Here is a 14,835-nt window from a genome sequence, read left to right on the forward strand (position 1 = left end):
GCGCATGATTGGCTTGGCCGAGGGCGAAATCATGCGTGGCCTGTCAGGGTGGCGGTCGGTTAGACTTGTCATGCTGCCAGTTCTCGTCGCCCTCACTGCTTGCAAAGCCGACCTCTACACGCAATTGCAAGAGCGTGAGGCAAATGAAATGCTCGCACTTCTTGAAGACAACGGGGTCGCCGCGATCCGGGTGGTCGCCAAGGATGGAACCAGCACGATCCAGGTTGACGAAAAGCTGCTCGCCTTCTCAATCAACCTTCTGAACGCCAAGGGGCTGCCGCGCCAATCCTTCAAGAACCTCGGTGAGATATTCCAAGGATCAGGCCTGATTGCCTCGCCGACCGAAGAGCGTGCCCGTTACGTGTATGCCCTGAGCGAAGAGTTGTCGCGGACGATCAGCGATATCGATGGCGTTTTTTCTGTACGTGTTCACGTCGTGCTGCCGCATAACGACCTTGTGCGAGCCGGTGCCACGCCATCCTCGGCCTCGGTGTTTATCAGGCACGACGCAAAAACAAATGTCGCGGCTCTGCTGCCAAAGATAAAGATGCTTGTAGCCGACAGCATCGAAGGCCTGTCCTACGATAAGGTGGAAGTGGTTTTGGTGCCGGTAGAACGGTCCGCACACGAGCAACGGCCCGATCCGACTGCTGTTTTGCCACAAGCATCACTACCTCTTCCTGCGCCACTTCTGGCGACCGTAACAGGTTTTGCCGCAGCCGTATTCGGCGTGGCCTGTTATCTCTTGATCGGCGTTGTTACGCGTCGGCGCAAGCAATCAACCGGCGTTTCCAAGGTCGAGGGGCGCCGGGATGCTTCTGCTGTCGAGGCCATTCGCAAAAGAATGCCTGCAATTGGACGTGGGTGACATCTCATTGCCAATGCCTATACAGACCGCCCGACCTGATGGTCCGCACTTTCCGGGCGCGAGCGAGCTTGCGGCTTCGGCCCATCCAACCCGTCTTGCGGCGCGTCTTGATCCAGCGTTATCGGCCGAAACGTTAGTGAAGTTGCAGAAGTGTTCCAGACTGCATCCAAGGCTGGCAGAATTGCTGGGCAACGATGACGTGGATCTGAACCACATCGGCTGCAGGCCGGACCTTCTACGCGGGCATGATCCATATCGAGCGGCCCTTCTTGCTGGTAGTATCTGGCATGCCCGTTCGCTGGTCGCGTTTGTCTCTCAGCCTGAGCTTGCCATCCTTGTTAAACGCATCGGCGTGGAGGCACACGCATTCGGAATCCGACACCTGCTGCATGCTGTTGACAAAAGACTGATCTCGGACCCAGAAAAACTCGCTCAGCAAATCGAATACGATGGACACGCATGTCTTGGGGCTTGGCTCCAGGACAGTTCAGCTACCGAGCGTAACCGCGTGCTTCTTCGATTGCCCGAGGGGACTGCCGCGGAGACTCCAGCACCTGAGCATTGGACCGACGCCGGCCAATTGCTTTCACTTGTAGTAGCTCATTTTGAGACAGAGACCCCGGTGAAATGACAGTCGAACTTTCCGAGGGGCCAATAGCGCCGCAGATGCGTCCAGTCGGACCACTGATACCCGCGAGCGAGCTCGAAACCTGGCACAGCGCCGCGCAAGCCCTTGCCGCGGCAGAACGGCATCGGCAGCGCGTTCGAAACTGGGCACGCGCGGTTTACCAGCGGGCGTGGGCGCGCGGCCACATGGAGGGCTCGAATGCAGGCACCGAGGAGATGGCAGGGTTGATTGCGGAGACAATCTCCGAAATCGCGCGACGAAAGGCGGCTCTGGAGCAGGAATTGCCGCAGCTCGTGATGGAAATATTGAGCGATCTTATCGGCGCTTTCGATCCGGGCGAGCTATTGGTGAGGGCTGTTCGTCACGCCATAGAGTGTCAATACAGCGGCGCCGACGTTTGCCTTCATGTTTCTCCCATGCAAGTCGACATGCTTGCACGAGAGTTTGCTCGATGCGACGGCCAGGATGGTCGACCAAGGGTGCGGATCGAGCCCGACCCGACATTGTCGCCGCAACGCTGCGTGCTGTGGAGCGAGTACGGCAATGTTGACCTTGGACTTGACGCCCAGATGCGCGCGCTGCGCCTTGGTTTCGGGACGCTCTGTGAGAAAGGCGAGCTATGAGAAAGCCCGTCCCAGAACATAACGCTGACGCCGACACTCGAGCTCTCGTTCCAGCAATCTCGTCTTTGAGGGCTGCGGCCAAGCGAATTGACACGCGTGCGGTGCGCGGTCGGATCACGCGGGCTATCGGCACACTGGTTCATGCCGTCTTGCCAGACACTCGTATTGGGGAACTTTGCCTCCTAGAGGACCCGCGAACCGGGCTGTCGCTCGAGGCCGAGGTGATCGGCCTGTCGGGTGATGGTGTATTGCTGACACCGATCGGGGACTTGGTGGGCCTATCCAGCCGCGCAGAGGTCGTGGCCACTGGCCGAATGCGTGAGGTGCCCGTCGGCGGCGATTTGCTCGGTCGCGTGATCGACAGTCGTTGCCGCCCATTGGACGGCAAAGGCGAAATCAAGACCGTCGAAACTCGGCCCCTGCATGGCAGAGCCCCCAATCCGATGACGAGGCGCATGATTGAGCGGCCATTCCCGCTTGGGGTCCGTGTCCTCGATGGTCTGCTGACGTGCGGCGAGGGCCAGCGGATCGGGATTTATGGCGAGCCAGGTGGTGGCAAGTCGACGCTGTTGTCACAGATCGTAAAGGGTGCCGCCGCTGACGTCGTCATAGTGGCGCTCATAGGCGAACGTGGACGGGAAGTTCGTGAATTCATCGAAAGGAATCTTGGTGAAGAGGGCCTTCTCCGTACAGTCGTCGTGGTTGAAACATCCGACCGCTCGGCGGTAGAGCGTGCGCAATGCGCTCCAATGGCGACTGCGCTCGCGGAATATTTCCGAGATCAAGGCCTACGCGTTGCTCTCATGCTGGATTCGCTGACGCGCTTCTGCCGCGCTATGCGCGAAATAGGCCTTGCTGCGGGTGAGCCGCCGACGCGACGGGGCTTTCCTCCTTCCGTTTTTGGCATGCTGCCAGGCCTGCTCGAGCGCGCCGGCATGGGTGAGCGGGGCTCAATCACGGCCTTCTATACGGTGCTTGTAGAGGGTGATGGCACGGGTGATCCAATCGCCGAGGAATCGCGTGGTATTCTCGATGGCCATGTCATCCTCTCACGCGCTATTGCGGCGCGATCGCATTTCCCCGCTATTGATGTGCTGCAGAGTCGCAGCCGCGTCATGGATGCAGTCGTTTCGGGGACACATCGCAAGGCAGCATCCATTTTCCGCGAGCTCCTGTCGCGCTATGCCGAGACCGAGTTCTTGATCAATGTTGGCGAATACAAGCCAGGTGGAGATCCCCTGACTGACCGGGCTGTCGCGTCAATCGACGAACTGAGGGAGTTTCTGCGCCAGAGCGAAGATGACGCGTCAGATTTCGAGGAGACGGTCGCATGGATGTCGCGTCTGACCGCGTAAACTGGATTCAATCTTCGAGGTTACGGCTTCTGAAGGAAATGCAAGAGCGTCGTGCCCTTGGCGAGCTGTCCAAGAAGGAAGCCCAGCGCGATGTGGCCGCCTCAGCCGTACAAAATGCCTCTAGGGAGCTTGCAATGATACAGCAACATTGTTCAAGAAAAGAAGCAGCGCTCTATCAGCATCTGATGTCACTCGACAACTTGTCTAGCGCAGCGCTCGACCGTCACCGCCTTCACACTGAACAACTTGCCGCTGAGATCAATTCCAGACGGCAGATGCTTGATGATACCCAAATCGCTCAAGAGGAGGCTGAGATGGCGGCGTCCAGGACGAGGGAGCTATGGGTCATATGTTCGGCGGCAAGGGACAAATGGCAACAAATCGAGGACGACGTGCGGCGCGCCGTCGAGACTCATTCGGAGGCCGCAGCCGAGATCGAGGCCGACGATGAGATACTGCTGAAATATGCGAGGGGGTCGCTTGCCTAAATGCCGCGCAACCGGATCCGACGGTCGCAAGAGGTCGTCCGAATGACACGACCGTGCAGTCTTTGATAGGCGCTGCGGTCACACCCGCCATGTTCGAACCAGTTCTGAAACTGTCCCACACGGTTGTCTCGTGGCTCAATGATACAGCAGCGCCGCGCACGCCGTTTCAAAGCCGGATCAACGAGGTGCCGCTATCGGTGCGAACGGCAGGGCTTGTCTGGCAGCAGGAACCTGCTGCCATTCCGATGCTTGACTGCGTCTGGAGAGTGGGAGCCGAAACGGTCATCTTGTCACTGTCGCGCCCGCTCGTAGAGGAGTTCATCACGACAGTGCAGAACGGCTTGGCCTTCCCTTCCGAGCCAACTGCTTCGCTAATTCTCGAACTCGCTCTGGAGCCGCTTGTCACTCGACTGGAGGAGACGACGCGTCTGAACGTGCAACTCGTGCGGGTATGCGAAGCCACGATGCTGGCTCCTCATCTTGAACTCGACATCATTTTCGGCGCGGTCAAGGGCAAGGGCCGTCTATTCCTGTTCACGCCACTTGACGGCTTAGTACCGCCTGCGTTTCGCGCGCTAGGCGAACTGCTTGCCCAGTTGCCGCGGCAGCTGGGCGGGCTGCCTCCAGAGCTCCCGCTCATTGTTGCAGGAGAGGTCGGCACGCTTCGCCTTCCTGCGGCGCTTCTTCGAAGCGCATGTGTCGGTGATGCATTGTTGCCCGATATTGCGCCGTTCGGCCGCGGCCAGATCACCCTAGCTGTCGGCCAGTTGTGCGCCGAGGCGGATCTTGACGGCGATGAATTAATCTTGCGGGGGCCTTTCCGCCCGCGACCGTGTCCTTTGGAGAGTGCGCATATGACACAACCCGGATCGCAACTGGAGCTTACTAAGGATCTCGACGATGTCGAGATCATGCTTGTCTTTGAATGCGGCCGCTGGCCTATTTCTCTTGGGGAATTAAGAAGTGCCGGCGAAGGGCATATTTTTGAACTTGGATGGCCGATCGACGGCCCGGTCGACATAGTGGCCAATGGTCAGCGTATCGGGCGTGGCGACATTGTCCGCATCGGAGAAGAGCTGGGCATCAGGCTGCGTGGCGGGTTTGCATGCAATGAGTGAAGCTCAGCCGACAATCCTGGCGCTTCTTGCGGTTACCGCCGGACTCGGTCTGCTGGTTTTAGCAGTTGCCACGACAACGGCCTTTGTAAAGGTATCAATTGTTCTTTTCCTCGTCCGCAATGCGCTCGGGACCCAGACCATACCACCCAATGTGGTGCTGTACGCCGCGGCGATGATCCTCACTATGTTCGTTAGTGCGCCCGTTGCTGAGCAGACCTATGACCGCATGTCGGATCCCAAGCTCCACTATCAGACATTCGACGACTGGGTAAGCGCCGCTAAAGCCGGAAGTGAGCCCTTGCGCGAGCATCTCAAGAAATTCACAAATGAAGAGCAGCGGCGATTTTTCCTATCTTCGACAGAAAAGGTCTGGCCAGAGGAAATGCACGCTGCAGCCACGCCTGATGACTTTGCAATACTTGTACCATCTTTCTTGCTATCGGAATTGAAGCGTGGATTTGAGATAGGGTTTCTACTTTATCTGCCTTTTATTGTTATAGATCTGATAGTTACAACTATCTTGATGGCGATGGGCATGTCGATGGTCTCACCAACTGTTATATCTGTCCCGTTCAAGATCTTCTTGTTTGTTGCCATTGATGGTTGGTCAAAATTGATGCATGGGCTTGTGCTGAGTTATACGTTACCGGGAGGCTGATCATCACTGAATCCAGCATCATTACTCTTATGAGCCAATCACTGGTGGTTTTCATGATCTGGATTCTACCGCCGCTCATTGCATCAGTGGTTGTCGGCCTCGTCATCGGCATCCTCCAGGCGGCGACGCAGATCCAGGATGAAAGCTTGCCGCTCACCGTGAAGCTTCTGGTCGTTGTCGCGGTGATTGGGCTGTTTGCTCCTGTGCTAAGCGCCCCGCTCATAGAGCTAGCCGATCAGATCTTCACCGAGTTTCCCGCAATGACACTTAGCTACTAGTCCGCCCCATGGACGCGCCATCGGCCGATATTCAAATTCTGATCCAGACGGCTCTCGAACTCGTCGTTGCGGCAGGTCTTGGGGCAGCCCGCGCGATGGGCATCATGCTGATCTTTCCCGTATTCACACGCTCGCAGATCAGTGGGCTGATCCGGGGCTGTTTGGCTGTTGGCTTCGCACTACCATGCCTGGCACATGTCAGCGGCGGATTGCCGGCGCTGGATCCTGATACGCGCCTGATCCAGCTAACCCTGCTCGGATTCAAGGAAGTTTTTGTCGGTGTACTCCTTGGCACTTTTCTTGGCATTCCGCTTTGGGGCCTTCAGGCTGCCGGGGAGCTTATCGACAACCAACGCGGCATCAGCAGCCCGACCGCTTCGGCCGATCCCGCGACGAACAGTCAGGCTTCCGCGATGGGCGTTTTTCTGGGGATCACTGCGATTGCCATATTCGTCGGATCAGGAGGCCTGGAAACTTTGATCAGTGTCCTGTACCGCAGCTACTTGATCTGGCCGGTGTATCAGTTTCACCCGACACTGAGCGGGCCAGGAGCAATGGAGTTGTTGGGGCTTCTCGACAGCATAATGCGCACGGCATTATTGGTATCGGGGCCTGTCGTGTTCTTCCTGATACTGATTGATATATCGATGATGCTGCTGCGTCGCTTTGCCCCGCAATTTAAGGCGAGCCAACTGTCTCCGGCAATCAAGAACATTGTCTTTCCAGTTCTCATGGTCACCTACGCTGCCTATCTGGTGGAGAGCATGAAACTGGAGGTCACACGTGCCAACGGCGTGCTGGAGTGGTTTGACAAATTGCTGCCATGAGCGACACAAGTGAAGAGAAGACACACGCCGCCAGCCCGAAGAAGTTAAGTGAAGCGCGCAAAAAAGGACAGCTGCCACGTAGCTCCGATTTCGTCCGCGCGGTCGGGACTTGCGCTGGGCTCGGCTACCTTTGGCTAAGAGGCAGCGTGATCGAGGACAAATGCCGGGAAGCGCTCCTATTAGCCACCAAGTTGCAGAGCCTACCTTTCGATACCGCGGTGCCGCAGGCATTGGTTGTGCTCGTCCAACTCACCGTCGCGGCTGTTGGCCCGCTGCTTGGAACCCTCGTCGCTGCGGTGATTTTGGCCAGCCTGCTAGCCAATGGTGGATTTGTCTTCTCTCTGGAGCCGATGAAGCTCAGCTTTAAGAAAATTGACCCCTTTGAAGGGCTGAAGCGCTTGGGGTCTGCTCGTTCCATGGTCGAAGTCTGCAAGACCATGTTCAAGGTATTGGTTCTCAGCGCAACCTTTTCCATTGTCCTTCTCGGGATGTGGAAGACAATGGTCCCTCTGCCGATCTGCGGCATGGGCTGTGTTGGCCTCATCTTTATGGAGACAAAATTGCTGATGGGAATTGGCGCCGGCGCACTGCTGGTCGGCGGACTGATCGATCTCCTGCTCCAGCGCGCGTTGTATCTGCGCGAAATGCGCATGACCAATACCGAAGTGACGCGCGAGTCGAAGGATCAGCAAGGAGCGCCAGAGTTGAAAGGTGAACAGCGTCGCATCCGCGAGGAGGCGGCCGACGAGCCTGCGCTTGGCGTGCATCGCGCCACGCTGGTCTTAACAGGAAGGGCGGTCCTGATCGGTCTGCGTTACGTTCGCGGTGAAACCGGGGTGCCGTTCTTAGTTTGCCGTGCCGAAGGTGAGCGCGTTTCACATGTGTTGAGCGAGGCGCGGGCACTACGCCTGACGATCGTCCATGACCATGTCTTAGCGCGTCAGCTGATAGGCACTACAAAACTCGGCCACGCGGTTCCTATGCAATATTTCCAGCCTGTCGCGAAAGCATTCTTTGCCGCAGGCTTGGCCTAGTCATTGGAAGTCCACGACTGCCAGTTCAAAACTGACCTGGCTCCATGCTAGTGGCAAATGTCGGCTGGCCATCCGTGCCCCAGTGTCTCTGTCAGGCCAACCGCGCAACCGCGGGCCTGGGGCAATCACTCCCCTCGGATCTGCCACCCAGCAACTACGGCAAGTCCTCCGTGCATGACCTTGCAGCCTCTGCTGGCCGGTGCGTGGCGCAGTCCGAGGTTTTGAGGCCGGCAGTGCGGATTTGATTGGTGCAGCCGTTGGAATGCCCTCGTCAGCTAGTCGTCAACTAAGCGCCCTATGTTGAACAGCCGTGCTAACTTGAGCTCGGTTGCGAAACATAGGAGTACGAATCGTCATGTATGGTCGAATTGGTGGCTCATCCGATAGTTACCGCGCGCATAATGCCGGCGAGCAATCGGATGCAGGAAGCGAAGGGTTCGCGGACACATTTGCCCGAATGCACTTATCCGGATCGGAAGGTAGCGGCGCCTCATCATCGGCGGCTCCCCAAGCATACTCCCTCAATTCCCGACCTCCTGTGGTGGAGATCAACAGGACTTCCTTCAGGAGACAGGTGAGGCAATTTCATGGTGATGAAATCACGCACATCGCCGACAATCCTCAAGAGTATTCGGAGTTCGTATCGTCACGAGCCAGGCGCACCGCGGACGTTGCTCAGCAATATGGCATCCGTCGAGATACGGAGCACGCGCGATATTTCAGTTACCAATTGGGAGACCGGAGTGCCGGACTGCTGAGAATGGAAGGCGGATTCAGCATGAACGAGTTCGAATCGGAAAGTTGGCGGGAACAATTTCCTGGTCGAACTGAGGTCACTTCCATAGTGGATCTTCAAGTCGCCCATCCGCTCGTCGAAAATGCGGGCGATATTCTGCTGGAGCATCAACTTCGGATAGACGGCGACCGACCGTTGCTGAATTGGCGTGCGGCTAATCCGGAAGCACAAGCGCGCGCGCAGACGATGGGGTTTGTTGAAGTGGATCATGGCGACCTGGTGCTTGACCCTACGCAGCATCCCGACAAATGGACGAAGAACAGTGCCGGTGAGTGGCAGCGTGCAGGCAAACCTCCACTCTATCTCCACAAAACCGAGGACAGCGACAGCAGCGATAGCGGGTCCGACGACGATTTCATGTGATTTGTCGACCCGCCGCCGAGCCTTGCAACTGGTGACGGTTGCAAGGCTGTTGGCAGTGAATGCTAATTGTCCGGCGACAGCCCCGCCTTAGCGCCAGCGCCGCCGAGCAATCCAGCCCATCTCCCAGACAATAAACTGCGGATGCGCATCGTGGGTGCTTGCGAGCGGATTGTATTCGGGCCGGAACTCCGCCTCTTGGATACGAGCTCTCCCGAATCCAATTTTCTCCACCACACCGTTGGGTCGTTGCGATGCGCCGATCCCGATCGGATCGGCTATGCCTGCTCCGCGCTCGCAGGAAGACCTTCCGCCTCGATCTTGGCGGCGCGATCTCGGCGATAAGTTGGATGGGAGGCAAGATACGCCGCCACGTCAACAGCAGGTAACGCGACATCGCAAATCGGCCCTGACGGTAGCCGATCGACTCCAATCGCCGGACCGCAACTCGCGCAGCGGCATTCGCGGTTTGGCCAGGAGAAATGCTCGCTGACTCACAGCGTGGCCGGCCGCATTCTGCCCTAGACTCCAAAGTACGTGCCCTGTCATGCAGCCTGCGCCGACGGGAGCTCGGCACGCGAATTGCGTGGTTGGCGGCCAAGCCCCGAGGTCAACAAAGACTTACAGAAAGCGGGGGTGAGTTTGCCGCGATGAATTATGACCTTCTCGCGACCGGACCTAGCATCGGCTTCCTCTCGCTCTCGATTGTAGCCGCGCTGTTCGTTGGATTTAACGTGGCAAGCGGTGAATTCGGAATCAGCCAGCCCTTCCAAGTTTCTGGCCATGACGGGGCGACTCGTGTGGATGTGCACCCACATCGGGCTCGGCATCGCACCATTGACCAGCATCTTGGGCTGCAGCTTCATCTCAAACAGCTTTCCTGGCTCGCCACGCAGCGCGACCGGTGCTTCCGGCGGCATCAATTCGTCGGCATTGCACAAATGTTCCAGGTATTTTTGCGCCGGAAATGCGTAGGTCTTCATGCAATCAGTCGTAATGCCGGCTTTTCCTTCATTCAATGCGTTGGCCTGTCCCAGCACCATGTTCAGCAACCCTTTGAGCTGGTCTGTGCGTTCGTGCACTTTGGGTAGCTGGGTGGAGGTGAGTAGCAGGCGTACATTACGCCCCTGCAACCCGGCGAGACAGGTTTGCATCTCAATGGCCTGGGCTCGCAGGTACTGGGCCACATCGTCCACGACCTTACCGGCCTCCTCAGGCTTCATCTGGCGCACTTGGGAGACGACGCTTTGCTGACCGGCCAGATCGAACTGCAAAAGTTCGTCCAATCGTTTGAGCCGCTCCGTCAATACCTCCATTGACAACGCGGCGCCCCCGATTGTCGAGCCTGCCCCCGACGAACTCGCAGCCACCTCTTGCGCTCTCACCTGTGTACTCGCAACTTGATCCGAGCGCGCGAGAACCTTGGCTGCTGGCACTGTGCCGGCGTTCGCAGCGACTGGTGTTGATGGCTGCCCGGCGGCAGAAGTCCCGGCGCGAGCTGCCGACTTATGCTTTGACTTCCCTTTCCTTCGCGCTGTAGTGCCTTCTGACACTGCAGCCGTACCAGCAGTGTCAGCCGGTATCGCAGCGCCTGCCCTGGCCGGCATCGCAGCGCCCGCCTGGGCCTGTGGCGCCATGATGGCTGACGGCGGAGACTGCAGGTTCAACAAGTGCATGGCATCGTGCGCAGTGATCCATGCATCGTCCACGATCCGTTCGAACAGTTTCAATGGGAGGCCGGCATCTGGGTAGGTATGGCTTAGCTTGGTATGCACCTCGTGCAACGCCAATCCAAAATCCGAAAGCCGCTCCATGATTTTTTCTACAACCGCGCAATCATGAGCGTTGAGTGTTTTGCCATCCATTATGCCCTTCGCCAAAGAGAGGGCGCGAAGAGCTTCTTGAGCGGCGCTTGCCATCAGCTGCACCACTCCATTTCGACCGACGAGGAGTTCCTTCAAATCTGGCTCGAACCTGCTCGCCCGCAGTTCAATCTTGGCCCGCGCAAGACCGATCCGCTCACGGACCAGCCAGATCCTGACACTCAGTACCGAGCCGGCACGCAGCCGCAGTGCGCACCGCTCGGCTTCCCGCATCACGGGCGTACCACTGGATAGGCTAGCGGTGGCAGCGCAGGCGGATCGCTGTCGTTCGGAGCGCCATGCCTTTTTTTCCCACCACTTAATTGCCGCCGTATGGTGGTTCTCCACATTTAAAATCAACAGCTCCTGCCGGTCCGCCTGGGAGTAGGAGTAGAGTCTATCGACCATACCTGCCGCTATCTTGGTCTTTTCGTCCAATTTCGTGATCGTCGACAGGCCAAGTTGGTCTACTTCATTCGCGGCGTCGCACACGATCTGGCAACATCTACGCACCTTGTCGTCTGGCATAATTGTCTGCGCCTCAGCCGCAGGCAGGCTAGCGCGGTACTCCAGAATTGCTGAGGCTGCACCGACGACCCGACTGATCAGCTCCACCGCCTCCTCGGGGACGTCGGTTTTCCTGGCCGCAGCCTCGCAATCAGTCAGTTGTTGAACAAGACTGTTCATTCTGAGCTGTGTCGGACTGATATCTTCATTTGACGATGAGCTGGTGCCTTCCACCTGCGCGGTTGATAGTTGGCTACCGACCGGCGCCATGGCTTCGCCCTCAGACATGGAGGGAGAACCGCGCCGCCTTGCGGCTGCGCCACGTGGCGCTACGGTTCCGCGTGGTGGCGCAGCGGCTCCACGTGGCGGTGTGTTCAGGATTTGATCTTCGCCAATCGAGGCGCCTGGCAGACTTTCGCGGGCATCGCCTGGACCGCGCGCAACTGGAAGGGAGGAGGGCCTCCTATCGGCGTCCCCAGAGCGCATCTGCTCCACAACGGAATCGAATGACTGTCCACCTTCTCCCGCAGCAAGACTTGATTGCGAAAGGGAACTGCTCGCCCGCCCCGCGCGGCTGGCTCCAGTTTCAGCCTGCGATTTCCGTGGTCGGCCAATGCCCTTCATATTGCGTCTCCGTAGTAGGCGAGAATGTGCTGCTATTGTGCTGGCGGCTGACGAGACCAGCGGCATCTTTCGGTTAACGTCACGGTCAGCCAGACCCGCGACGGCGTAATGTTCCCGCCAAAGTGCTTCTCAGTAGCAGGCCAAGATTGGCCCGAGCTCACAGGACTTTCGCAACGTTGCCATCGATGTCCTGAGATTATCAGCGCTTCAGTCCGCCGATTTCCAGGAACAGCGAATGAAATCAGACCAACTCGGCCAGCTCCCCTTCCTAGACACGTGCCTGACGATTTTATTGATGCGTCACTCCTCTCGTTCGCCACCGACAAAGTCACACATTTGCTTCAGAGAAGCGTGTGCGTTGCGTATCGCGCGGGAAACCATTTCGATCTATAGTTACAAAAAGTGTCGAGACGGGACCTTTGGATCCGAAGGTCAGGCACGGCCGGCCTAGATAGACCGCTTGGCTGACGATTAGCTGACGATGGGAGTTCTCACGAACAGGGCAAGAAAATCCGACCGCTTCAAGCTTTCGATATGGTGAGAAGAGGATCCGCACCGGCCTCCCAAAGCCGGCAGACCATCCCATGTTCGTACGGTCGCCGACCTTCTCGAGGCCAATGAGCTCACCGCGCCGGGCCGTGATGTGCAGGCGAGAGAATGGTGATGCAAAGACCGAGTTCCTGCTCGTTGCGTGCGCCCGTGGAGCCAGCAAGAATATGGTCATTGCGGTCATGCAGCACGTGGACCGTGTCTCCTGTTCGACACCACAGCGTCGAGATGCAAACGAGCTGCTGCGGCTGCCATTCGGTCGCGGCATGCGTGGACGGCGGGATTGGCCGAACAGCCGAGATCGTGGTCGACTGTTCGATGCGAGAGCAACATCCTGCAGAGCATACGGTTTTTGCGCTGGCCGGTTTTTGTCAAAAGCCGTCAGGTTCTCGAAAGCTCCCGCCCTTAGCTTGATCGAGGTTAACCTTTAACACGTCGCCGCCAATGGCAAATGCCGGAGTACCTGATGATAGCAGCAATTGGGAGTGGAGTTGGCAACCTCGGGACTTCCTTGATCCGAAAGGGCCATGGGGATTCGAAATCCGAGCATTCTGGTGATGGCAAGCCGGCTGATGGCAATGATGGCAAGCCAGCTGGTGGGAATGATGGCAAGGCAGCTGGCGGGAACGATCGGGCGGATAACCGGACCGTTTCAAATGATCAACTTCAAGACAACTCACAGTCTGCAGCACAAAGTGAAGCCTTCCAAAGTATCCTGCGATCGTTCGCGTTCCAATTCGCGAACGATGCGATGGCTGAGGCCGATGAAGCTTTGGATGACACAGAAGATGCCTGACGCGGGAAAATCCGGCGTGAGGTCATACAGGCCGTTATTGACGGCACAACTCCAACAGAAAAAGGAATGATCATGGCTGCAGTTGATAATAATAAAAAATCAGGCAATACCAATACCAGTAGCGCCGGCAATACCGATAAAACTAACAGTGGCACTCCCGGCAATACAAGCGGAGCTGATGCTACTGCTTTTCAGGCGCAAGTGCAGGAACTAACCAATGTTAGCTTGGAGGCGACGAAAAGGAGTGTCCAGTTGCGCACTCTAACGACCAATCTCCAGACCATCAAGAAGGCCGCCGACGAACGCGTTTCGTAATGTCGGAGGCGGGTTTTAGACTGCCCCCTAGCGCGTCTCCTTATTGACGCGACGTAGTCCCGAAATGAGCCGCATGGCAATTGCCATGCGGCTTCTATCCTGTTTGAGAGATGCTCTGTGGATGACGCCGTTTCCCTCCGTTTCGAAGTGCGTTCGGGGCACTATTGCGGTCTGACCGGCAAGACGGATCTTCAAAAGTGTTTAATCGGCAGCGGCTTCGATGCCGATTTGGTCTTTGTCGAGCAGGGACTGGCACCGCATCACCTTCGTGTAACTCTTCTTGGCAAGTCGATCGAACTGGAGGCGCTTGCACCCGGAATCAGTATCGAGGGCAACCGGAATATCGCCGCAGGCCAGTCCGTTGTTGTGCCCCTTCCTGTCGTCCTGCTCGTAGGCGAGATGTCCATTGCTTTGTCCGTGCAGGATGCAGAGCCGCCTGGTTCGACCGGCATACCGCGCCTACCGATCGGTGTGCTCGCCATGGTCATAATCAGCTCACTCGGGATCGGCGCGCTTTCAGGCACGATCTCCTATCTTGGCAATGCAAGTGGATCGAGCCCCAATTCACTTCGGGCTGAAGTCGCGTCCAGAACGATCAGTCACCGCGCTGACAATGAACTTACGGAGGCAGCGGCCCAAGAGCTGCAGGAGGAAGTCGATCGAGCGGGTCTTCTCGACGTCAAGATTGGGTCGGCAAAGGGTGTTGTGACCGCCGAAGGCACCGTCACGTCTGAATCGGTCATCAGCTGGCAGAAGCTTCAGCAATCGTTCGATCGTCGCACCAAGGGTACTCTAACACTGGTGAACGGAGTGCTCATCAAAGAGGAGAAGGCGCCATCCGCAATCGCGGTCGAAGCTGTGTGGCATGGGGTCCAACCATATATTGTCATCGACAGCGAGAAGTATTTTGTCGGCGCCATTTTGGCTGATGGATGGGTGGTCGAACGTATTGAGGACAGCCGTGTGCTGCTGAGCAGGAATGGCCGCATTGCTGCTCTCCAATATTGAAAGCTCGCAGGCCCCATCAAGCAGCACTCTATGGCCAGCCAAACATCCTGCCGCGCTCGGTGCTGACAAGCTGGCTGCGTTGGAAACATTTGCTGCCCAGCCATTTCGCGCCTGCTTGTGGCTCTCATGCAGGGTCACGCG

Annotated in this window: 15 protein-coding genes; 14 read left to right on the forward strand and 1 reads right to left on the reverse strand. The window is 57.6% G+C overall.

The window, feature by feature from the left end; genetic code table 11:
• Positions 1–4: 4 nt before the first annotated feature.
• The 11 genes from sctJ (at position 5) to EOD29_RS28185 (ending at position 9,036) form a co-directional block, all read left to right on the forward strand.
• Positions 5–868: a type III secretion inner membrane ring lipoprotein SctJ gene (gene sctJ, locus EOD29_RS28135; RefSeq protein WP_127248569.1), complete on the forward strand. Its 864-nt coding sequence runs from the start codon at positions 5–7 to the stop codon at positions 866–868.
• Complete coding sequence (locus EOD29_RS28140) at positions 861–1,499, forward strand: nodulation protein NolU (RefSeq protein ID WP_348630461.1); 639 nt, start codon at positions 861–863, stop codon at positions 1,497–1,499. Before sctJ ends, EOD29_RS28140 begins: the two co-directional genes overlap by 8 nt.
• Positions 1,496–2,119 carry a type III secretion system stator protein SctL gene (gene sctL / locus EOD29_RS28145; protein WP_024505371.1) on the forward strand — a complete coding sequence of 208 codons (624 nt, stop codon included), beginning with the start codon at positions 1,496–1,498 and terminating at the stop codon, positions 2,117–2,119. The genes EOD29_RS28140 and sctL overlap by 4 nt, the downstream gene beginning before the upstream one ends.
• The gene (sctN, locus tag EOD29_RS28150) at positions 2,116–3,474 is read left to right on the forward strand and encodes a type III secretion system ATPase SctN (protein ID WP_024505372.1); all 1,359 of its coding nucleotides are present in this window, start codon (positions 2,116–2,118) and stop codon (positions 3,472–3,474) included. The genes sctL and sctN overlap by 4 nt, the downstream gene beginning before the upstream one ends.
• Positions 3,450–3,962 carry a hypothetical protein gene (locus EOD29_RS28155; RefSeq protein WP_032899688.1) on the forward strand — a complete coding sequence of 171 codons (513 nt, stop codon included), beginning with the start codon at positions 3,450–3,452 and terminating at the stop codon, positions 3,960–3,962. Before sctN ends, EOD29_RS28155 begins: the two co-directional genes overlap by 25 nt.
• A gap of 89 nt (positions 3,963–4,051) precedes the next feature.
• Entirely contained in the window at positions 4,052–5,080 is a 1,029-nt protein-coding gene (sctQ, locus tag EOD29_RS28160; RefSeq protein ID WP_127248570.1) for a type III secretion system cytoplasmic ring protein SctQ, read from the forward strand.
• Positions 5,073–5,738: a type III secretion system export apparatus subunit SctR gene (gene sctR / locus EOD29_RS28165; protein WP_029354851.1), complete on the forward strand. Its 666-nt coding sequence runs from the start codon at positions 5,073–5,075 to the stop codon at positions 5,736–5,738. Before sctQ ends, sctR begins: the two co-directional genes overlap by 8 nt.
• A 2-nt stretch (positions 5,739–5,740) precedes the next feature.
• A complete protein-coding gene (locus tag EOD29_RS28170) occupies positions 5,741–6,016 on the forward strand; it encodes an EscS/YscS/HrcS family type III secretion system export apparatus protein (RefSeq protein WP_024505375.1) in 276 nt (91 codons plus the stop codon).
• 8 nt (positions 6,017–6,024) lie between these two features.
• Positions 6,025–6,843, forward strand: a complete 819-nt coding sequence (sctT, locus tag EOD29_RS28175; protein WP_024505376.1) for a type III secretion system export apparatus subunit SctT — start codon at positions 6,025–6,027, stop codon at positions 6,841–6,843.
• Positions 6,840–7,877 (forward strand): EscU/YscU/HrcU family type III secretion system export apparatus switch protein, encoded by a 1,038-nt coding sequence (locus tag EOD29_RS28180; protein WP_024505377.1) that lies wholly within the window; start codon positions 6,840–6,842, stop codon positions 7,875–7,877. The genes sctT and EOD29_RS28180 overlap by 4 nt, the downstream gene beginning before the upstream one ends.
• A gap of 355 nt (positions 7,878–8,232) precedes the next feature.
• The gene (locus tag EOD29_RS28185) at positions 8,233–9,036 is read left to right on the forward strand and encodes a hypothetical protein (RefSeq protein WP_024505378.1); all 804 of its coding nucleotides are present in this window, start codon (positions 8,233–8,235) and stop codon (positions 9,034–9,036) included.
• Between the two features lie 542 nt (positions 9,037–9,578).
• On the opposite strand, the gene EOD29_RS28190 is transcribed toward EOD29_RS28185, so the two are convergent.
• Complete coding sequence (locus EOD29_RS28190; protein WP_245475461.1) at positions 9,579–11,690, reverse strand: hypothetical protein; 2,112 nt, start codon at positions 11,688–11,690, stop codon at positions 9,579–9,581.
• A gap of 1,351 nt (positions 11,691–13,041) precedes the next feature.
• Between EOD29_RS28190 and EOD29_RS28195 the strand changes: the two genes are divergently transcribed.
• From EOD29_RS28195 to EOD29_RS28205, 3 genes are all read left to right on the forward strand, one after another.
• A complete protein-coding gene (locus EOD29_RS28195; RefSeq protein ID WP_081714433.1) occupies positions 13,042–13,371 on the forward strand; it encodes a hypothetical protein in 330 nt (109 codons plus the stop codon).
• A 72-nt stretch (positions 13,372–13,443) separates the two neighbouring features.
• Positions 13,444–13,686: a nodulation protein NopA gene (locus EOD29_RS37420; protein ID WP_224570034.1), complete on the forward strand. Its 243-nt coding sequence runs from the start codon at positions 13,444–13,446 to the stop codon at positions 13,684–13,686.
• 117 nt (positions 13,687–13,803) lie between these two features.
• The gene (locus tag EOD29_RS28205; protein WP_127248571.1) at positions 13,804–14,694 is read left to right on the forward strand and encodes a hypothetical protein; all 891 of its coding nucleotides are present in this window, start codon (positions 13,804–13,806) and stop codon (positions 14,692–14,694) included.
• The last annotated feature ends 141 nt before the right edge of the window (positions 14,695–14,835 follow it).

It is taken from the genome of Mesorhizobium sp. M1A.T.Ca.IN.004.03.1.1 (assembly GCF_003997555.1).
Taxonomy (GTDB): Bacteria; Pseudomonadota; Alphaproteobacteria; order Rhizobiales; family Rhizobiaceae; genus Mesorhizobium.